General features: G+C 38.4%; 20 protein-coding genes. 15 read left to right on the top strand and 5 right to left on the bottom strand.

All coding sequences use genetic code 11. The annotated features are described in order from the left end of the window. Window positions 1–40: 40 nt before the first annotated feature. Window positions 41–988, bottom strand: a complete 948-nt coding sequence (locus QCD85_RS01130; RefSeq protein WP_273615664.1) for a phosphate/phosphite/phosphonate ABC transporter substrate-binding protein — start codon at window positions 986–988, stop codon at window positions 41–43. 352 nt (window positions 989–1,340) lie between these two features. Here QCD85_RS01130 and QCD85_RS01125 point away from each other — a divergent pair, with 352 nt between their 5' ends. Then, the gene (locus QCD85_RS01125; RefSeq protein ID WP_301261390.1) at window positions 1,341–3,293 is read left to right on the top strand and encodes a bifunctional 2',3'-cyclic-nucleotide 2'-phosphodiesterase/3'-nucleotidase; all 1,953 of its coding nucleotides are present in this window, start codon (window positions 1,341–1,343) and stop codon (window positions 3,291–3,293) included. Here QCD85_RS01125 and QCD85_RS01120 read toward each other — a convergent pair. Then, window positions 3,288–4,007: a TetR/AcrR family transcriptional regulator gene (locus tag QCD85_RS01120; RefSeq protein ID WP_301261389.1), complete on the bottom strand. Its 720-nt coding sequence runs from the start codon at window positions 4,005–4,007 to the stop codon at window positions 3,288–3,290. The genes QCD85_RS01125 and QCD85_RS01120 overlap by 6 nt on opposite strands. Window positions 4,008–4,394: 387 nt before the next feature. Here QCD85_RS01120 and QCD85_RS01115 point away from each other — a divergent pair, with 387 nt between their 5' ends. Together QCD85_RS01115 and QCD85_RS01110 are read left to right on the top strand one after the other, a co-directional pair. Continuing rightward, entirely contained in the window at window positions 4,395–4,964 is a 570-nt protein-coding gene (locus QCD85_RS01115; RefSeq protein WP_301261388.1) for a DUF1572 family protein, read from the top strand. A 163-nt stretch (window positions 4,965–5,127) separates the two neighbouring features. Beyond that, window positions 5,128–5,730: a cupin domain-containing protein gene (locus tag QCD85_RS01110; protein WP_301261387.1), complete on the top strand. Its 603-nt coding sequence runs from the start codon at window positions 5,128–5,130 to the stop codon at window positions 5,728–5,730. Window positions 5,731–5,901: 171 nt separating this feature from the next. Here the strand turns inward: QCD85_RS01110 and QCD85_RS01105 are convergent, their stop codons facing one another. Further along, window positions 5,902–6,117 (bottom strand): helix-turn-helix domain-containing protein, encoded by a 216-nt coding sequence (locus QCD85_RS01105; RefSeq protein WP_273615669.1) that lies wholly within the window; start codon window positions 6,115–6,117, stop codon window positions 5,902–5,904. Continuing rightward, window positions 6,063–6,416, bottom strand: a complete 354-nt coding sequence (locus tag QCD85_RS01100; protein WP_273615670.1) for a sigma factor-like helix-turn-helix DNA-binding protein — start codon at window positions 6,414–6,416, stop codon at window positions 6,063–6,065. Before QCD85_RS01100 ends, QCD85_RS01105 begins: the two co-directional genes overlap by 55 nt. A 279-nt stretch (window positions 6,417–6,695) precedes the next feature. Between QCD85_RS01100 and QCD85_RS01095 the strand changes: the two genes are divergently transcribed. The 12 genes from QCD85_RS01095 to helD all read left to right on the top strand — a co-directional run bounded on the left by QCD85_RS01095 (window position 6,696) and on the right by helD (window position 18,336). Beyond that, on the top strand, window positions 6,696–6,902 hold the full coding sequence (locus QCD85_RS01095) for a hypothetical protein (protein WP_273615671.1): 207 nt from the start codon (window positions 6,696–6,698) through the stop codon (window positions 6,900–6,902). A gap of 33 nt (window positions 6,903–6,935) precedes the next feature. Further along, on the top strand, window positions 6,936–7,409 hold the full coding sequence (locus QCD85_RS01090; protein ID WP_301261386.1) for a DinB family protein: 474 nt from the start codon (window positions 6,936–6,938) through the stop codon (window positions 7,407–7,409). Window positions 7,410–7,506: 97 nt separating this feature from the next. Continuing rightward, on the top strand, window positions 7,507–8,121 hold the full coding sequence (locus QCD85_RS01085; RefSeq protein WP_301261385.1) for a hypothetical protein: 615 nt from the start codon (window positions 7,507–7,509) through the stop codon (window positions 8,119–8,121). Window positions 8,122–8,355: 234 nt separating this feature from the next. Further along, complete coding sequence (locus QCD85_RS01080) at window positions 8,356–9,384, top strand: ABC transporter substrate-binding protein (RefSeq protein WP_301261384.1); 1,029 nt, start codon at window positions 8,356–8,358, stop codon at window positions 9,382–9,384. 207 nt (window positions 9,385–9,591) lie between these two features. After that, window positions 9,592–11,028, top strand: a complete 1,437-nt coding sequence (locus tag QCD85_RS01075) for a serine hydrolase (protein ID WP_273615675.1) — start codon at window positions 9,592–9,594, stop codon at window positions 11,026–11,028. A gap of 158 nt (window positions 11,029–11,186) precedes the next feature. Further along, window positions 11,187–11,927, top strand: a complete 741-nt coding sequence (locus tag QCD85_RS01070) for a glycerophosphodiester phosphodiesterase (RefSeq protein WP_301261383.1) — start codon at window positions 11,187–11,189, stop codon at window positions 11,925–11,927. Between the two features lie 168 nt (window positions 11,928–12,095). Continuing rightward, entirely contained in the window at window positions 12,096–12,632 is a 537-nt protein-coding gene (locus QCD85_RS01065) for a DUF2062 domain-containing protein (RefSeq protein ID WP_273615677.1), read from the top strand. A gap of 96 nt (window positions 12,633–12,728) precedes the next feature. Beyond that, window positions 12,729–13,814 carry an FUSC family protein gene (locus tag QCD85_RS01060; protein ID WP_273615678.1) on the top strand — a complete coding sequence of 362 codons (1,086 nt, stop codon included), beginning with the start codon at window positions 12,729–12,731 and terminating at the stop codon, window positions 13,812–13,814. Between the two features lie 50 nt (window positions 13,815–13,864). After that, window positions 13,865–14,305, top strand: coding sequence for a MarR family winged helix-turn-helix transcriptional regulator (locus tag QCD85_RS01055; protein WP_069326325.1), 441 nt, complete (start codon window positions 13,865–13,867; stop codon window positions 14,303–14,305). An 80-nt stretch (window positions 14,306–14,385) separates the two neighbouring features. Then, on the top strand, window positions 14,386–14,718 hold the full coding sequence (locus tag QCD85_RS01050; RefSeq protein WP_274170372.1) for a four-helix bundle copper-binding protein: 333 nt from the start codon (window positions 14,386–14,388) through the stop codon (window positions 14,716–14,718). A gap of 285 nt (window positions 14,719–15,003) precedes the next feature. Beyond that, entirely contained in the window at window positions 15,004–15,747 is a 744-nt protein-coding gene (map, locus tag QCD85_RS01045) for a type I methionyl aminopeptidase (protein WP_274170371.1), read from the top strand. 231 nt (window positions 15,748–15,978) lie between these two features. Then, window positions 15,979–18,336 carry an RNA polymerase recycling motor HelD gene (gene helD, locus QCD85_RS01040; RefSeq protein ID WP_301261382.1) on the top strand — a complete coding sequence of 786 codons (2,358 nt, stop codon included), beginning with the start codon at window positions 15,979–15,981 and terminating at the stop codon, window positions 18,334–18,336. A gap of 135 nt (window positions 18,337–18,471) precedes the next feature. On the opposite strand, the gene QCD85_RS01035 is transcribed toward helD, so the two are convergent. Then, on the bottom strand, window positions 18,472–19,404 hold the full coding sequence (locus QCD85_RS01035; protein WP_273615681.1) for a helix-turn-helix transcriptional regulator: 933 nt from the start codon (window positions 19,402–19,404) through the stop codon (window positions 18,472–18,474). Window positions 19,405–19,452 lie beyond the last annotated feature (48 nt).

Here is a 19,452-nt window from a genome sequence, read left to right as displayed (position 1 = left end):
AAAAAGGACGGTGCTGCTCAATGCTCACTACATTCTTGGTTTACTTCGTAGCTTGACCTACAGCTTCAGCATATTTACGAACAGGTTCGAAGTTTTTATCGTCGCCTTTTTCATAACCTACATGACTGTAGATTTCTTGGATAATTTTGCTACCTTCTGGATCATTACCAATATCGATAAACGCTTGACTGATTTTATCGCGCCATGCTTGATCCATATCTGAACGTACGCTGATCGTATCGTTCGGGATTGGAGCCGTAAAGTGAAGGACACGTGTTTGTTCAAATACGTCTGGAACATCTTTTTTAACATTGTTACGAGCATCTTGGAATACAGCGACAGCATCAACTTGTCCATTTAACAAAGCCATTACTGCTGCATCATGTCCTTTGATCGTTACACCTTGTACATCGGTATCAGGATCAATACCTGCTGCTTTCATTTCAGCCGCCGGGAATACATAACCCGCAGAAGAAGTTACATCTTGCCATCCCATTTTTTTACCTTTAAGATCAGCCAATGTTTTGATATTGGAATCTTTTTTAACAATAATCATAGATTTATAAAAGTTTACTTTATCTGTTGTTGGTTGACCGGTTTCATCATTAACACCGAAGCGAAGTGCTTGTAGCAACAGATCCGCAGCTTTACGATTGTCGTGAGCTAATACATAAGCATTTGGTGGCAAGAAACCAACATCAATTTGTTTGGAAGCCATCGCTTCTACGATTGTATTGTAATCAGGGGATACAGTAACTTTGACCGGAATCCCTAATTTATCTCCTAATAATTGTTCAAGTGGTTTGGCTTTGGCTTCCAGTGTATCTGCATTTTGTGAAGGTACAAATTGTACTTTCAATTCTGTCGGTACATAGCTAGAAGACTCGGCTGCATTGCTTGTTCCTGTAGATGCGGCTTGATTACCACAAGCGGCAAGTCCTGTTGCTAGAGCAACAGTCATACTTAACATTAATATTTTTTTAAACACTTTTAGTTCCCCCTAGAAAAGTAGTCTTACTGGTTGTGTAGGTAAAGCTAGACATGACGTAGACCATAGCCAAGTTTGAAGTATGCAAAACTCCCTTATGTAATCATTTGTAGGTTAGATATTTACTATTTACGAACAGCTAAGGTATAACTATGATAGTTAATATCACTTTTAAAGTTGTTATACATTTGTAAATGATGATCAACAACCCACAAATGCTATTCTACTTTTTTATGGGATACAAAGGGTCAGCGCAAATGATGAATTCTGTCAATTATTTGTAAAATATTAAACAGTGGTCAAATGTTTTGTAAAATGGTTATGATTATGAACGCGAAAGAAGGAGTCTATCATGAACACCAGGCAACCGGTTACAGCTCAGTTGCGTTTATTAGGAACCACGGATCTACATGTAAGTCTTACAGGATATGATTACTATCGAAATGTAGAGACTGTAGATATTGGTTTATCGCGTACAGCAACTCTGATTCATCAAGCACGTAAAGAAGTGAATAATCATTTGCTGTTTGATAATGGAGATATTTTGCAGGGGAATCCGTTAGGCGATTACGCCGCTTCCAGTCTGTTCTGGCAACAGGATTCAGAGCTAGAAGGTGGAGAAAAAGTTCATCCGATGTATCAGTTAATGAATAAATTGTCTTATGATGCAGCAACAGTAGGCAATCATGAATTTAATTATGGATTGGATTATTTGCGACAATGTATAACAGGAGCGAACTTTCCATATACGAATGCTAATATTTATCAAACTTCGATAGACACTATTGATTCGTCAACAGATAGAGGAGAAGGAACAGCAGATACATTACTACCACCTTATCTGATTTTAGAGCGACAGATTGTAGCTAATGATGGAAAAATACGTCCTATTCGTATCGGTGTGATTGGTGTAGTGCCACCTCAGATTATGCAATGGGACAAAGCCCATCTGGAAAGTAAAGTTACAGTACAACCTATGGTAGAAGCAGTAGAGTATTGGATTCCGCAGATGCGTGAAGCAGGCGCTGATCTTATTGTTATGCTTGCACATACAGGATATGTAGATTCAGAAGATCCGGGTGTACTTACTGAAAATGCGGTGTTACCGATTAGCCAGATACAAGGTATAGATGCGATTTTTTTTGGTCATGCGCATAAGCTATTTCCGGGCAATGAATTTGCAGGTAAACAAGGGATAGACCTGGAGCGAGGAACAATTAACGGGATACCTGCTGTAGAAGCAGGAGTATGGGGAAGCCATCTTGGTATGATCGATCTGCATTTACAATATGACAATGATATCTGGACAGTACAAGCTGGTTCTTCTCAATTACGAGCGATTTATCACCGGGAACAAGGGCTTGCCAGTGTAGAAGCAGATACTGAATTAGAACAAATAGCTTCTATTCCACATCAGATTATACTGGATCATATTCAGACGCCTGTAGGTGAAAGTGATATTCCATTGTACAGTTATTTTTCACTCATTATGGATAGCGCTTATGTGCAAGTGATTAATAATGCGCAAGTATGGTATGCAGAGCAAGCGTTATCAGATCATGCGTATGGTCATCTGCCTATATTGTCGGCTGCTTCTGCGTTCAAAACAGGCGGACGTTATGGGCCTCACTATTACGCTTATATAGAAGCAGGCGAATTAACGCTACAGCATACTTCAGATATTTATAATTACGCTAATACGTTATGCGCCGTTCGTCTAACCGGAGCAGAGATTCGAGAATGGCTGGAATGGTCTGCGGGTCTTTATCAGCAGATTGATCTACAATCTAAAGCAGAGCAAGCGCTGATTAATCCTGAGTTCCCATCGTTTAACTTTGATATAATCGACGGAATAACGTATCAGATTAATGTATGTCAGCCACCACGTTATCATCCAGCAGGATATATATTGAATCCGCAAGCCTATCGAATCGAAGCTTTATGTTATCAGGGGAAAGAGATCGAAGATCATTCTGAATATATAGTGGTCACCAATCAATACCGGGCATATTCTACACCTTTTGCTAATCCAGATGGAGAGCGTGTGATCTTGGATGTACCTGTAGAAAATCGTGAAGTGTTAATTCAGTATATTCGAGAGCAGAAGATCATTCATCCAGAAGCTGATCATAATTGGTCGCTTACACTAGGGGGATCAGACAAAAAACGCGCATCTTTATCATTACAGCCCACGATTACGATATTGTCTTCACCGGATGCACAAAAAATCCTATCCGCTTATCCACAGCTATCTTACAGTGGAATAAACGGGGAAGGATTTGCTATTTATCATTTGAAATTATAGAACAGGATCAGAATCGGGTAAAACTGTACCTGGCTTGAGAATACTGTTCATATAATGACGAAGGGTAAAGTCGACAATTTGCTGTTTGTACGGGGATATACTGTTGTCTTTTTTAGACGGTATATCCTTTTGTGTTGTCTGTGCTGATTGCTCTTCCTCTTGACCAATATTTTCTGCAAAGCTAGATAATGTTGTAGTCAGCCCATGTAACATCGCCCAGAGTGAGCGTACAATCATATCTGCTTCTGCATGGATAATATAGTTTTGATCAATCGCAATCTGTACCGCTTCATGGAGAAACGTATATCCATTGAGACGATCGTTAACATCAAGTTCTGCATTAGATACCGCTTCAAGATTGCTGATAAACATAATATCGTAATGATCAGGATGCGTAATACCATATTCTACATACGTTTTGGAAACCAGAAATAGACGTACTGGAATATCGTATCCATTTTCTTCTAATTCATTTGCTTGCTTTGTTAAAACGGTGAAAAATTGAGAGTACACTTCACGCAATAATTCTTGTACAATCGCTTCTTTATTTGCAAAATAATGATAAATCGTTGTTGGTGAATATTCAATACGATCTGCAATTTTACGCATCGACACATGAGCGTATCCTTCTGTAACAAAAAGAGTACGTGCCGCATCCATAATTTTGCTTCGTAATTGTTCATTATCTCGTTCGCGTCTAGCATGGTGCTTCATGATAGTTAGTTCCTTTCTGCATATAACAATGCACAATCCAAATGAGCAGTACCATTATACTGTATAAGATGGTTAAACCAATTCAAAAGTTATTAATCAGTAATATTTGTGTAGAAAAAGCTACGGTATATCTATCATACTGCAATCTATCCTATTCATGCCAATAGCCAGTATATTGAAATGAATGACTTGATTGAAGAATAATACTACACGATAATATATATTTCGACATTTTATCCCTATTTCTAAAGTGTAAATAGTTACTTATATAAATATTTAATCGCTTACATGATAAAAAAGAATTGGGAATAGCGCTTGCAGTACTTTACACTGTTATATAACAGGAAAAAGGGAAATATTACAAAATGATCAGAGGAGCGTGGAACGATGGATATCTATACTAATATATTATCAAGCGCGCGCAAGCAATTTCTGTATTACAAAACATTAGGCGATAAAGCGATAGCTCAGTTAGAAGAGGAACAGTTATTTATGATTCCTAATGAAGAAAGTAATAGTATTGCTATGATCGTCAAGCATTTGTGGGGAAATATGTTATCACGTTGGACTGATATATGGACAACCGATGGGGAGAAAGAATGGCGCAATCGAGATGCAGAATTTGAAAATGATCTCGCAACCGCCACAGACGTTATAGCCAAATGGGAAGAAGGCTGGCAATGTTTATTTGCTACATTAGATCAGGTTGAACCTCACCAATTAGAAGATATTATCTATATTCGTAATGAAGGGCATACGTTGCTTGAAGCGATCAATCGGCAGTTGGCTCATTATCCTTATCATGTCGGACAGATCGTCTATATTGCCAAAATGCTCAAAACCAGTCCTTGGGACAGCCTATCGATCCCGCGTAAAAGCTCTGCTACGTATAATCAGAACAAATTTGAACAAGAAAAAGGTATACGCCATTTTACTGATAGTGAATTAAAACAATAATCAGTTGAAAATAAATCGGTAATCAGGTTGTATACATCACGCTCCAATTACCATACCAGTGTAGGAACGAAACGGAAGGATGCACGCGAGAGAATAGCGACTCCTTACCGGATTCCTTTTCGAACCTAACACTATTATGGATAAGAGAAGGGTGGATATTCACATGGCAGGATCACCGAATTTAAAATTCAACACACAAGGTAATGTATTATTTCGTCGCAACGCAGACAATGTAGGGTATGAGACAAATGTTTCACAAATTCCTTCACTTGAAGGGGTCGCATCAACTGATTTGTATATGACCAAAGGTAATATTCGTGAGCCACACTGGCATCCCAATTCTGCGGAATACGATTATGTGATTGAAGGCGAGCTAGAATTTGTTATTTTCGATCCTGTATACAAACAGTTGCAGAAATATCATCTTAAAGCTCGGGATGTACTGTTTATTCCACAAGGATACTGGCACTGGATTACGCCACTAACAGACAAAACGCATATTCTGGTCGTATTCAATAACAATGAACCGACAACAGTTGCGGGTTCAGATATTTTAAGATTTACACCGGGAGAAGTATTCGATCTGGCGTATGGTATTCCAGCAGAAGATTATGAAGAATTGGTATCTCCTATCACAAGTACGGTAGTGATTGGACCTGTCAATTCAGAAACAGATGATACACTTAAAGTAGGTACAGATACTGATAATGATCCACGCTCAGATGAAGACACCGATGATAAAGACAGCAAAAAATGCAAAAAGTAATTAAAGTTTAATATCAGTAATCACTCTTTCTACATCAAAGCACTAAAACACCCGATATCCTCTGGAGTTATCTTTCAGAGGTATCGGGTATTATGATGTCCATTTATTTTTATTAAAAACGAACAAATAAGATCATTTCTACATCTTCTAGAAACGATCTTATTTGTTGTTTTAAAAGCCGCTTAAAATAAGTTCGATCAGTGCAAGTTTAAGAGTCTGCAAAGCATCTTCCTGAGGCATTTTAATAAATCGACTTAATGAAATCATTTCTTGTTCAAACAAATCAATCACCTTTTGCAAAGCATTTTTGTCGGATGTAGCTGCTTGACGAATCAATTGGCATAATTCATCTTCTGATAGATGGATTGGAGTGCTTTCTTTTTCCATTTGCTCACCGCCTGTTGTGAAATATTAAATTGTTGGGCAACTTGTTTTTCGGTTTTTTCTTGAATAAAAAGAGAACGTATAACTTCTTGTTCTTTGACAGTAGGTAGAGAGTGAATCCACTGCTCTACCAGTAATTGAGAATCAACTTCTTCTGCAAAAGAAGGTGAACTACTAAAATCATATAAGATAGGTAATTCTTTACGGAGGCGTGTATGAGTACGATATTGTAAGCGCCACGCGATCCGCTGAAGTTGTTGCTTATAGCGTTCGTACGTCTGATTGGTGGTTAGGTCTGACATGATGTACCTCCTTTGCGATAAAATAGCTTTCATATCTATAGTAAAAATTTGGATAAAAATACAACTTAGATAAGGAAAAAATTACATAATAAAACAGAAGTGCCCTATCATAGCGTTGATATTCTTAATACATTCTATTTTGCTATAGATAAATAGCTTGCCTGTCGTTCTGTCGTAAAGTAATTTTATTTGTACAATCAGGCAGAGGAAATGATAGGAAAAATAAAGGGATGTCATGTATACTATGGGTTAACACACATCAACAAGGAGTGCTTGAAAATGACAAACGCGAATATAGGAACTTGGGATATTACATTAGAAGATGACCAACATGATCAGGTACTGCGTTTGCAATTTGATGATCAGATTCAGTTGCAGAAATTTATTCTTTCATTAACCGTAGAACAATTACTTACTTCTCATATCTATGATCCCGAACAGCGCAGTATGAATGGGAAGACTTATCTGTATCATTGTTTTCAATAGCATATCTATACCAACAAGAAAGGAGGGATTATTATGGAGATGTTATTTCGTTATAACTGGCAAGTACGTCAAGAATGGTTCGATTGGTGTGAATCATTATCACAACAGGAACTATTACAACAACGTACAGGCGGAGTCGGTAGTATCTTGTATACGCTCTATCATATTATTGATGTAGAGTATAGCTGGATTAATGATCTGAGAGATCAGAACAGCTTGCTTACTGACTTTACAGATTATCAGACCGTAGAACGATTACGTGCATTATCGTCTCAATTGCATGTAGAAGTAGGCGCTTATGTAAAAGCATGGACACCTGAGCAAGAAACCAAAATTTTGCATAACGTACGTAAAGATGGCTCTACAGAACAATTAACGTATGGAGAAGTGATGCGTCATGTGATTGCACACGAGATTCATCATGTCGGGCAGTTATCAGTATGGGCGCGAGAAGTGGGACGTGAGCCAGTCAGTGCCAATCTTATTCGTAGAGGATTACAACAATAAGGATGATGTGAACACAACTTTTACTTTTGTATGACGTGAATACTAGATAGCTTGTGCAATGGGGAATCAGGCTAGCTTGCAGAGGGGGACGATGATGTTGCTTAAAAAGAAGATGATCGAAACGGATTCGTATTGGGGGACAAAATGCAGACATATACATATGACACAAGGTTCCTCTACACTAATCATTTTATTTCCGGGAAAAAGTTATTCTTGTGAACGTTCTTTATTGTATTACGCAGCCCAAAGTGCTTTAGAAAAAGGGCATGATGTATTGCAATTAGAATACGGGTATCAAGCGGCTCGAACCGAACTGGAATCAGATCAACGAGATATTTTGATTAAAGAATGTACAGATGTGATTAGCCAGTTAAGTGCATTTGGATATACCAACTACATCAGTATTAGCAAAAGTCTCGGTACATTGATAGCAGGAGGCGTATTTGAACAATACAAATCATTGCCGGTACGTCATATTTTTTTAACGCCTTTAGATCAGACTGTACCGTACATTATTCAATCTCAGGGATTGTTAATCTATGGCACCAATGATCCTATGTTCAGTCATCTTAGTCAGGACAAAATAAACCATTTACCTTATATAGACACCGTTGTTTTTCCTGACGCGAATCATTTGCTAGAAGCGCCGAGTATCGATCAATCTTTGCAATTTTTAAAGCAAGTAGTGATACACTATAACGAATTTTTCTAATATTCTATTGTTTTATTGTAATTGCAATTCTTTATCATGCGCTAAAAAATTAAGCCTGCTACATTCTCATAGATGCACAGTCATCTTAAAGGGAACTAGCAGGTTTTTTGAGCTGTGCATTTGAACGTGTATACAGCGAAATCTAAAAATATGCTCATTATAGCGTCACAATAGACTAACTTATGTTATATTTATAAATGATAATTATTCTCAATTAACATAAGGAGTGAAAAAATGAAACAATTATCTTGGGTTAAAATGTTACCTTTCTTTGTGATCATGCTATGTGTAATCATCACAGGGTGTGGAGCGAATACAGGTACATCACAATCATCAGCTACATCCAATCAACAGACTGACTCTGTACAGACAGTATCAGTAGAACATGTATTTGGCACAACAGCAATTCCGGTACATCCGAAGCGAATTTCTTCATACAATTTGGAAGATATCTTACTCTCACTTCAAGCACCATTAGTATTAGGTGTATCTGTCGGTGAAAACTATTATCTGGAAGATCGCTTGAAAGCTCAAAATGCCTCTATTCTAAATATGGATAGTGGATTAGCTAATTTAGAAGCTTTTGCAGAAGCACAACCCGATCTGATTGTAGCCAGTGCAACGATTGATCGAACTACATATGATCAGTTAAGCTTAATTGCTCCTACGATTGTGTATGATCGTGAAGATTGGAAAACATCTATTGTCAAAATAGGTAAAGCATTAGATTTGGAAGATCAAGCGCAACAAGTCATAGCAGATCATAATACTCAGGTTCAACAAGCGAAAAAAGAAATTACCAAAGCTGTAGGTTCAAAAGCTACGATTGCTTTTGTGCGGACGACTAGCAAAGATATTCGTCTGTATTTGCCAGGATATAAAGATCGAGAAGGTAAAGAATTGCCAGGTTATGCAGGCATGTTATACAACGATCTAGGGCTACTGCCTATGCCTCTTGTATCTCAATTACACACAGAAAACCCTGATAAACAAAATGTAAATCTATCTACAGAAGTACTTCCTGAAGTCACTGCTGATTATGTATTTGTTACATCCGGTAGCGCAGGTGGCACAAGTGAAGATTTGCAGAAAGATCAGTCTCAATTTGCCGAATTACAGAAGTCTCCTATCTGGCAAGCTTTGCCGGCTGTTCAACATAATCATCTATATACTGTAAATGCCAAGTATTGGATCAGTACAGGCCCTATTGCTGATCAATTCAAAATAAAAGATGCCGTACAACAACTCACTTCATCGTCATAAAATGGACTAAATCAGAGATCAGCACAACTTTTAGAGGAGATATAGCGTACACACTTATAACAAGGTTTTGGTAAAGTATAAGGTAGCGAATAAATGATTCGCCTTGCTTGTACGAAGGCTGAAATACTATAATAGATATTGCTGCATATTACCGGCCACGTGAGCATGCGTTTGATGCTACATCTGATTTAGGAGGATTTTACCGTTATGACATTTGTTAAAAAGAGCAATTGGGTATCATTAACGACCAAATTGCTAATCGTTACTGCACTAACTGCTACAATTGCGCCTGCTTCGCATATCGCTCCCAAAGCTCAAGCAGCAACTACAGAAAAGCCCGCTATCATTACGATTGCTGGCAAAGAAGTTACCTGGGAGACTGCACCATTTGTAACCAAAGGAACAACGTTGGTTCCTTTACGCCAAGCTGCTCGTGAATTAGGAGCAACAGCGCAATGGGATGCATCGACTCGTTCTGTTGTTATGTATAGTCATGGAGACAAGGTTGTACATACACCGAATACCAATAAGATTACATTAGATGGATATGAGATTGAAATGCCAGAAGTGTCTCGTAACGTATACGGTACGATGATGGTTCCTGCACGATTTTTGTCAGATTCTCTAAAAGCTAATTTGACGGTAAGTTCTACCCCAGAAGTCACTACAATTAATTTGACGCCAGATCAATCTACAGTATATGCAAGCTCTGCCAAAACAGTAGATACGTATTTACAGTCTCAAAATTATTCAGGTCTTGCTTTGATAGCTTACAAAGGAAAAGTGATTATGCGTAAAGGATATGGATTAGCTGGTGGCGAAAAAGCAACACCACCTGATGGCAAATCACGTATCGCTTCATTAAGCAAATCGTTTACTGCATCCGCAGTGATGAAATTAATCGAAGATGGTAAAGTGAAATTAACTGATCATCTATCTGATTATATTCCAGATTTTCCGCGTGGTAACGAAATTACAGTGCATATGCTGTTATCTCACACCGCAGGCTTTAACTCTAACTTTACCCGTACCGAAGGAATGACGTTAGAGCAGACTGTTGATGAGATCAAAACCAAACCATTGCGTTTTGAGCCAGGTGAACGATTTAACTATAGTAATCAGGGTTATGTATTGCTAGCTTATATTATTCAACAGGTATCTGGAGAATCGTACGGACAGTATATTCAACACACGTTCCTTGATCCATTGAATATGAAAGATACAGGCGAGACTACACCTGCAACCAAAACGATCACTGGATATGTAAAAGATGGCGATGCTTGGGATGAAGCAGGCTATTATGTTTCTCAATCCGGTACAGGTACATTTTACTCGACACTGGACGATATGATGAAATGGTACAAATCGTTTGATAATCATACGATTTTGAGTGAAGATACAGTAAACAAAATGTTTACAACGTATTCGGATCTGAAGCCATATGGCTATGCCTTTTTGATCAAAAATGTAGACGGCAAACGTACTATCTATCACAATGGTAGTGGAACAGGTTATGCAACAGGATTTACGCATAATTTAGATGATGATGTTCTCGTTATTTTACTAGGAAATCATTATGGTATGGATATGCAAAAAATGTTAGCTGATACACAAGTATTAGCGAATAAAGCACTTGTAAAATAATAGCTTAACATGAATAGGCTCTGAATCGCTTTTGCAAAAAACCACCTTTTAGAATATATAAAAGGTGGTTTTTTTATATTCTGCTAATCATTAAAGTGTATAATTGGTAAAGTAAATACTTACATTACAAATCAGCTATATCGAAAAGGAGCTATTCCATGAAATCGATTATCAATTACGCGCACAGAGGAGCTTCCGGGTATTGCCCAGAAAATACAATGGCGGCTTTTGAGAAAAGTTTGGAATTGGGAGCAACCGGGATTGAAACTGATGTACAAATGACCAAAGATGGACAACTTGTTCTTATCCATGATGAAAATTTAAAACGTACTACCGGATATGATGGTCAGATCAAAGATGTCACTTATGATGAAATCAAAACGTTAGATGCAGGTTCATGGTATGGTGAACAATTTGCTAATGAACATGTGCCATTATTAAGCGAATTATTGAACTGGATTGCACCAACAGAGATGACCCTGAATATCGAGATCAAAAATAATATTGAGCCGTACATAGGGATTGAGCAGAAATTAGTAGATTCTATCCATGAATATGGTCTAGCTGATCGGGTAGTGATTTCAAGCTTTGATCATTATACGCTGGAAACGTGTAAACAATTAGCACCTGATATTCAGACAGGGATTTTGTATGTGGAAAATCTGGTAAGACCGTGGAATTATGCTAACAGTATAGGCGCTACTGCTCTACATTCTCATTATGCTACAGTGACAGCAGAAGCTGTTCAACAAGCACAGCAAGCAGGCGTGACCTATAATGTATGGACGGTGAATGATCCTGCTATGATGCGTAAGCTGATAGAGATGGAAGTTGGCGGTATTATCACCGATTATCCCAATATTTTGGCACAATTACTCCGCGATAAAATTATTGTTTGAGTAGTAGGTATATTGCTATACATTTCAGAGCGCCTAATGCCGTTATCATACGGAAGGGCGCTTTTTGTCATATTTCGACAAATTCCATGAAGCCAGACTTTCTTTACGTAAAAGAACCAGTTACAATAAAGAATACTGACATGGATAAGGCTCTGATTGGAGGTCCTGATGAAAAAAATTCACCCGGGACGATTTTTGAAATTAAATATGATTCGCCTGCTTCGCTTAAAAAAAGGAGCACATCAAGTAGCTATTGGTTTTTCTGTAGGATTATTCCCGAGTTGGTATCCGCTGATAGGGATCGGTCCCATATTGTCATTAGGATTAACGCGTTTGTTCAAAGGAGCTATGCCAGCAGCGATTTTTGCTGCTTCATTGGATTCTTTTGTCTGGCCCTTAACATTTTTTCTTAATTATCATACAGGGCATTTTTTAGTGACATTATGGCGTTCTTCCAGTCTTCCTGCTAGTATGCCTAAGATTGATATTCCAGACTGGCCTGAAGATTATATGCAACCGATACACCAGTCTCATCATTGGCGTGATGCAGGGGTTGATTTTATTACAGGAGCTGCTGTAAACAGTGTTATTTTTGCAATTATTATTTATATTGTGATCAAATGGGTGATGTTAAAGTATCGTATACCGTTACTGCGTAGACTTCGAGGTAAAAAAGTTCATCCTTCTGCTTCACAAAAGGACTAATCTGGGGTAATACTATATATTCCACTATTTTCACAACACTATTATACTCAAAGATTAATCTATTCGAGCCCGTATTATTCAGAAGGAGGAACACATGTGAATTTTGGAGCCCGCATGCTCAAAACCGGAATTGCGGTTACGCTTGCTTTATACATTAGCTCCTGGCTTAATCTGACGCCACCGGTAATTGCTGCTGTTGCTGCTATTTTTGCGATGCAGCCATCGATTTACCGCTCTTTCCGTTATTTTCTGGATCAGATTCAGACCAATACATTAGGAGCCATACTAGCACTACTTGGAGGAATGTTTTTCTCTAACGAGCCGATCGCGATTGGCTTAATGTGTGTTGTGGTGATTATGATTTGTTTGCGTCTCAAAATGGGAGATACGATTGGCCTGACATTAGTTACTGTTATTTCGGTAATGGAAGCTTCAGGTCAATGGCAATTTGCGCTTAATCGTTTTTCACTCAGTATTATTGGTATCGTATCTGCCTTTTTAATTAATATACTGGTTGCACCACCTAAGCCATTAGAACAATTTAAAGGGCAGATTGAGAATACATTTGCTAAGTTATCTTTGCTTTTACGGACAGCGGTTTCAGATGAAATCAAAGAGTCTGTGTTTCGCGAAGAAAAAAAAGCACTGGAAAATTCGATTCAGTCGTTAAGCGATAAGTACAATCTGATGGAAGAAGAACTCAAAAAATTAAAACGAGCTTCATTCAGTCGTCATCGACACATTGTAGTGAACAAACAAATGCTAACAGCGCTTAGGAAGGGAGTAGATGTGCTAACTGCTATAGAGCAACATTATTTTCAAGCAGAACGTACTCCGCAGTTAGATGATTATTTCGATAATCATTTGGAACAATTAATTAAGTTCCATGAGCATATTTTGCTGAAGCTGGATAATAAGATTAAAAATGATGGCCATGAGGCTGAAGAAGTAGAACAAGCAAACGATCAATTTTTGGATACAATGATTGATCGCTATCAAGAAAATTTTAGCGGTGTTCTAAGGTTGTCTATTGTAGCCGCTGTGATGTATGATTATGGCTATCAATTAGAACGCCTTAATCGCTTAGTAGATCATACCAGTTCTAAACATGATACAGTTGAAAAAGAAAACGAAGAGAAACAGGAACGCAGAAATTTTCCGACTTGGCCTTGGAAGCAATAATACCCAAGTCGATACATCGAAGATGACTGTTTAAAAGGAGACTTATGGGAATGACGAATATCCCCTACACATTAGAGAACTCAATTGGTTACAAACTTTCTATTGCTACACGTCTTGCACACAATCGCTTAAATCAATATTTTCGTGATGGTGGCTATCCGGTTACACATGAACAATGGATTTTGATTTCATTTTTGTGGAGACGGGACGGGCAGACACAGAATCGTCTTGCACGTCTGTCTCGCAAAGATCAACCCAGTGTATCGAGGTTGATCGATAATATGATCAAACGCGGGATGGTGGTACGTGTTCCTCATCCTGATGATCGCCGTACCAATCTTATCTATTTGACGGATTATTGCCGTAGTATTGTAGATGATCTCGGTGATAAAGCTAGTCAAACGATCGAAGATGTATTTAATGGATTTACTGTAGAAGAGCGCAATATAACGATTAAAATGCTTGATCGTATTATCGATAACTTAGATTAATTCCATTTGTTTTGTATTAAGGTTCTCTATTTTGGTTAAATGACAAGTAGAGCTGAACTTAATACCAAGGAGGAATTAACATGATATCTGTAGAGGAAAGACAAAAGTGTCTAGAAGCTTGTCTGGAATGTATGGAAGCTTGTAATCAATGTTATGCCGCTTGTCTGGAAGAAAAACATTTGGATATGATGCGAGGCTGTTTGCGACTTGATCGTGAATGTGCAGACATATGTGCATATGCTGCCAAAGCTATGACTTCGCAAAGTCCGTATATGCAACAAATTTGTGCGTTATGTGCGCAAATCTGTGAAGATTGTGCTCAAGAATGTGCCAAACATGATCATGACCATTGTCAACGTTGTGCCGAAGCCTGCCGTCACTGCGCTGAAGCTTGTCGGAGTATGGCTGCATGACAAACGATTGTCATACTAAATATGTACAAGAAGGAGAGAGCGATTCTCTCCTTTTTGCGTTGTTTTGCCAACGATAATTCTTATAAAACTAACATGATAAATAATGAAAAATAGTAGATTTATTTGTAACGAGTGAAGATTAATTATACAATATAGAATATGAGCTAGAAGATGAATCAGGAATTATACCGAAGTGCGACACGAAGTCGCCGACAAAAAACAGGCTCCATCATACCTGCTTATTTGTCGGCGTTTCCTGACGTTTACGACAAAGGAGAAAAAGATATGATTGCCAAAACAGAACAAGATATCGAAGGATTAAAAAAAATAGGTAAAGTGGTCGCGATTATTCGTGATGAATTGAAAGAAATGACCAAACCAGGAATGCGTACGATCGATTTGGATCTGCATGCGGCTAAGTTATTTGAACAATATGGTGCATTATCAGGTCCTAAAGTGACTTATGATTTCCCTGGATTTACTTGTATTAGTGTAAATGAAGAAGTGGCTCATGGTATTCCGGGTGATCGTATTATTCAAGAAGGCGATCTAGTCAATGTAGATGTATCTGCTTCATTAGATGGATACTTTGCAGACACAGGTGTATCATTTGTAGTTGGTAACGGTGATCCCAAATTAACTCAGCTATGTGAAGCTTCTATTTTGGCATTTGAAGCAGGAGCGCAGAAAATTCGTGCAGGTTCCAAACGAAGCAATGCAGGTAAAGCTACTTATAATACAGCCAAAAAATTAGGATTCACTATCATCACCAATCTAACTGGACATGGTATCGGAAAGTCGCTACACGATGATCCTGAATATATTTTGAGTTATTACGATCCTACCGATAACGGATTATGGAAAGAAGGAATGGTTATTGCTTACGAACCGTTCGTATCTACCAAAGCCGAAGAAGTAGCAGAAGGTAATGATGGCTGGACACTCAAAACAGATGATGGTAGCTTTGTAGCTCAATATGAGCATACGATGATTATTACCAAAGGCGAGCCTATTATCTTGACTAAATAAAAAAAGATATACATGCAATCATCAAAAAAAGCCGCATTGCTGGATAATTCCAGACATGCGGCTTTGGTATTTGCAATTTGTAATAGATGAGCGTACAATAAAATTTGGTCTGCAAAAGAGCATAAATATTCCAAAATTATCAATATAGATTTAACATAACATAATTAATATATATTGTCAAATTTATAATGGCATAGAATGTGTAGACATAGACAAAGGAGATGATCCAGTATGGCAATAGATGATCAGGATTGGAAAGATGAACAAGCACGAGTAGATGATGTAACAACCAAAATCAATCGAAAAATGGCTGTGCTTGAACAAGAAGTTGGAGCGGCGCGTGGCGATGTTGTCGGTATGCGTAAAGACTTCTGGGATGAAGTGACAGTTAACTTCAGTGAGCCGGATGATGTAGGAGAAACTTCAACGAGTCTACGTCAGCAATCACAGGTATTGACCGAGATTGAATTGGCTCACAAACGTTCGAGTCTGACTTTAGATAAATTACGTCGTTTATCAGGTTCTCCTTATTTTGGACGGATCGATTTTAAAGAAGTCGGTGAACCTGCAACAGATCATATTTATTTAGGGATTGGTTCTTTTTTAGATGATGATGAAGAGACATTTTTGATCTATGATTGGCGTGCTCCGGTATCGAGTCTTTATTACGATGGAGCACCGGGGCCTGCTTCTTATCGGACACCTGTCGGAAATATCGAAGGAAATATGGAGTTAAAACGTCAGTTTGTCATTCGTGATGCGAAGATCGATGTGTTGTTTGATACAGGGGTTACAATCGGTGATGAATTGTTACAGCAAGTTCTTAGTCACACCGCAGATAACCAAATGAAAAATATCGTAGCCACTATTCAAAAAGAACAAAATAGTGTTATTCGTAACGATCGTAGTCGTCTATTGGTCGTACAAGGTGCAGCAGGAAGCGGCAAAACGTCAGCAGCGTTACAACGTGTAGCTTACTTACTGTATCGTTATCGGGATAGCTTACGTGCCGATCAGATGGTACTCTTTTCCCCGAACTCGATGTTTAATAGTTATGTCTCGACCGTATTGCCAGAGCTTGGTGAAGAGAATATGTTACAGACTACATTTCAAGCGTATTTAGAACGTCGTATCGGCAGAGAATTTGATCTGGAAGATGTCTTTTCACAAATGGAATACTTGTTAGCCTGGAGAGACGATCTGGAGCATGATGCACGAGTGCAAGGGATTCGGTACAAGTCATCTGCAACTTATCTCAAAGCCATTCGCCGTTATACCGAGCTATTATTAACAGATGGCATGGTATTCCGTCCGATTCGTTTTCAAGGTAAAGATATCGTAACCCGTCAACAGATGCTAGATAAGTTCTATGGATTTGATTCGGCTGTCAAATTAGGAAATCGGATCGAATTAATGCGTGATTGGTTGCTTAAAGAAGTCAGTCTATTTGGACGCAAAGAGCGTAAAGAAGCATGGGTAGAAGAGCAAGTACAGTTGATGAGTACGGATGATTATCATCGTGCTTATACGATGATGCGTCGTAAGCAAAAAGGGAAAATGCCTTCTTTTGATGATTTTCAATTAGAAGCAGAATTAGCAGCACGTATGGTTGTGAATGATTGGCTCAAACCGTTACGCAAATGGGTCAAACGACTTCGTTTTGCAGATATCAAAGCGGTTTATCGTAAAATGTTTACCGATGAAGTATTATTTGCCAAAATCAATAATGGTGTATTACCTGAAGGTTGGGAAGATTTTGCAAGGCAAACAGTTAGCCGTCTTGATCAAGGAGAATTGGGATATGAAGACGCAACACCATATCTGTATCTCAAAGAACAATTGCAAGGATTCCGTTCTAATCATGCGATTAAGCATGTGATTGTCGATGAAGTGCAAGATTATTCACCGTTCCAGTTAGAATTTATGAAGCGATTATTCCCGCGTGCGCGAATGACTGCTTTGGGGGATCTGAATCAAGCGATTTACAGCCATAATTCGGTGTTTGATGAAGAAGATCCATTGTTAGAATTGTATGGTAAAGAAAATAGCGAGATTATTCGTTTGACCCGTAGTTATCGTTCGACATATGAAATTGTAGACTTTACACGAGGGATGATGAAAGGCGGAGAGCATATTATTCCGTTTAATCGCCGCGGAGATAAGCCACAAGTGTCGCTATATGATGATCGTGAATCGATGCATAACGATATCATTCGAGATATTCATGGATTGCAACAGCAAGGTTATCAGTATACAGCGATTATTTGTAAAACAGAAAGTGAATGTGAAGAAGCTTATCAAGTGCTCAAAGAACAGATCACATTGCGCAAAATTACTAAAAATACACCTGCTTTTGAAAAAGGAACAGTTATTATTCCTGCTTATCTTGCCAAAGGTGTAGAATTTGACGCTGTTGTATTATATGATGCTTCCAGCCAACAATATCATCGTGAAGCAGAACGCAAATTATTTTATACAGCATGTACGCGGGCGATGCATTTGTTACATTTATATGCTATTGATGAAGTGACTCCATTTATTACCGGTATGGACGAAGAGCGATATGTATTGAATGATCATCGTGGTTGATTACACATAGATCAAAATATTTAAGTCGTTCACTAACAATACATTGAAATAACTATGAAATACGCTAAGGAGGACATCAGTAGAACTTTACTGTTGTTCTCCTTTTTTTATAGGTAATCCTGCTGTTATCATATCTTATTCCAGACTGCTTTTTTGCAATTCAGTAATCAATGAATTAGAGACACCATTGGTCTGTTTGCGATATTGAGAAGGCGTAGAGCCCCGGTGTTGCTTAAATACAGAGATAAAGTAACTCAAGCTATCAAATCCGACTTCAAGAGAGATATCAACAATTTTGCGATCACTGCTTTCTAGTAATCGGCAAGCTTGTTGCGTTCGATAGCGATTGATATAATCGATCGGGCTTTTTTGAGTTAAACTTTTGAAAAAGCGACAAAAATGCCCTTCGCTCATATTGATCTGTTCCGCTAATTCTCGCAAACGCAGCGGTTGCTGGTAGTGATCATGAATATGACCGAGTACTGTTTTGAGCCGTTCTACTTTATCACTTGGAGCAGGCAGAGGAGTGACTTGAGTATCCATATGTTCAATCATTTGAGCAAACAGAAGATAAAGATAAGCTTTGGTAGTCAGTTCACAAGTCGCTGTCTGTTGCTCATTGATATCGACAATCGCAGTCAATAATTTTAACACTTCTTGTTCCCAGACTTCTTGTCCACGAATATGCACAGGTAATACCATTTGCTTGCGTAACAACGGATCTATAAATCGTGCTTGTACCATGTCATACCCTGCACTATTTAACAAAGACATACTGAACACGGTCGCTACAAAGCTACAGGATTCATGTTCCATCTGATATGCTGTATGAATCTCACCGCTATTCACAAATACCGCTTCACCTGCATGCACTTCATAAGGAATCGTACCGATCTGAAACAACGCTCTTCCTTGCGTCACCAAAATCAATTCAGGTTCTTCATGCCAGTGACATTCTAGCACTGTCTCTTCTTCAATATCATCCATCCGATACACACTCACCGGATACATCAGACTCCCATGAATCCGATCTTCTTTTAACTCTTCACGCAACTGCTCCTGAATCATCCAATCACCGCCTTAAATAGTATGCAATAATTTCTATTTCATATTAGA

The organism is Paenibacillus sp. PsM32 (assembly GCF_030433815.1).
Lineage (GTDB): Bacteria > Bacillota > Bacilli > Paenibacillales > Paenibacillaceae > Saccharibacillus > Saccharibacillus kyungheensis.
The sequence above is the reverse complement of the archived record's forward strand: the minus strand, read 5'-3'. Positions and strand labels throughout refer to the sequence as shown.

What these genes read in the sequence shown, in the direction of transcription:
- QCD85_RS01125 (WP_301261390.1), top strand. Translation starts at nt 1,341, where the DNA reads ATGAACACCAGGCAACCGGTTACAGCTCAGTTGCGTTTATTAGGAACC.
- QCD85_RS01120 (WP_301261389.1), bottom strand. Translation starts at nt 4,007, where the DNA reads ATGAAGCACCATGCTAGACGCGAACGAGATAATGAACAATTACGAAGC.
- QCD85_RS01115 (WP_301261388.1), top strand. Translation starts at nt 4,395, where the DNA reads ATGGATATCTATACTAATATATTATCAAGCGCGCGCAAGCAATTTCTG.
- QCD85_RS01110 (WP_301261387.1), top strand. Translation starts at nt 5,128, where the DNA reads ATGGCAGGATCACCGAATTTAAAATTCAACACACAAGGTAATGTATTA.
- QCD85_RS01105 (WP_273615669.1), bottom strand. Translation starts at nt 6,117, where the DNA reads ATGGAAAAAGAAAGCACTCCAATCCATCTATCAGAAGATGAATTATGC.
- QCD85_RS01100 (WP_273615670.1), bottom strand. Translation starts at nt 6,416, where the DNA reads ATGTCAGACCTAACCACCAATCAGACGTACGAACGCTATAAGCAACAA.
- QCD85_RS01095 (WP_273615671.1), top strand. Translation starts at nt 6,696, where the DNA reads ATGACAAACGCGAATATAGGAACTTGGGATATTACATTAGAAGATGAC.
- QCD85_RS01090 (WP_301261386.1), top strand. Translation starts at nt 6,936, where the DNA reads ATGGAGATGTTATTTCGTTATAACTGGCAAGTACGTCAAGAATGGTTC.
- QCD85_RS01080 (WP_301261384.1), top strand. Translation starts at nt 8,356, where the DNA reads ATGAAACAATTATCTTGGGTTAAAATGTTACCTTTCTTTGTGATCATG.
- QCD85_RS01075 (WP_273615675.1), top strand. Translation starts at nt 9,592, where the DNA reads ATGACATTTGTTAAAAAGAGCAATTGGGTATCATTAACGACCAAATTG.
- QCD85_RS01070 (WP_301261383.1), top strand. Translation starts at nt 11,187, where the DNA reads ATGAAATCGATTATCAATTACGCGCACAGAGGAGCTTCCGGGTATTGC.
- QCD85_RS01065 (WP_273615677.1), top strand. Translation starts at nt 12,096, where the DNA reads ATGAAAAAAATTCACCCGGGACGATTTTTGAAATTAAATATGATTCGC.
- QCD85_RS01055 (WP_069326325.1), top strand. Translation starts at nt 13,865, where the DNA reads ATGACGAATATCCCCTACACATTAGAGAACTCAATTGGTTACAAACTT.
- QCD85_RS01050 (WP_274170372.1), top strand. Translation starts at nt 14,386, where the DNA reads ATGATATCTGTAGAGGAAAGACAAAAGTGTCTAGAAGCTTGTCTGGAA.
- map (WP_274170371.1), top strand. Translation starts at nt 15,004, where the DNA reads ATGATTGCCAAAACAGAACAAGATATCGAAGGATTAAAAAAAATAGGT.
- helD (WP_301261382.1), top strand. Translation starts at nt 15,979, where the DNA reads ATGGCAATAGATGATCAGGATTGGAAAGATGAACAAGCACGAGTAGAT.
- QCD85_RS01035 (WP_273615681.1), bottom strand. Translation starts at nt 19,404, where the DNA reads ATGATTCAGGAGCAGTTGCGTGAAGAGTTAAAAGAAGATCGGATTCAT.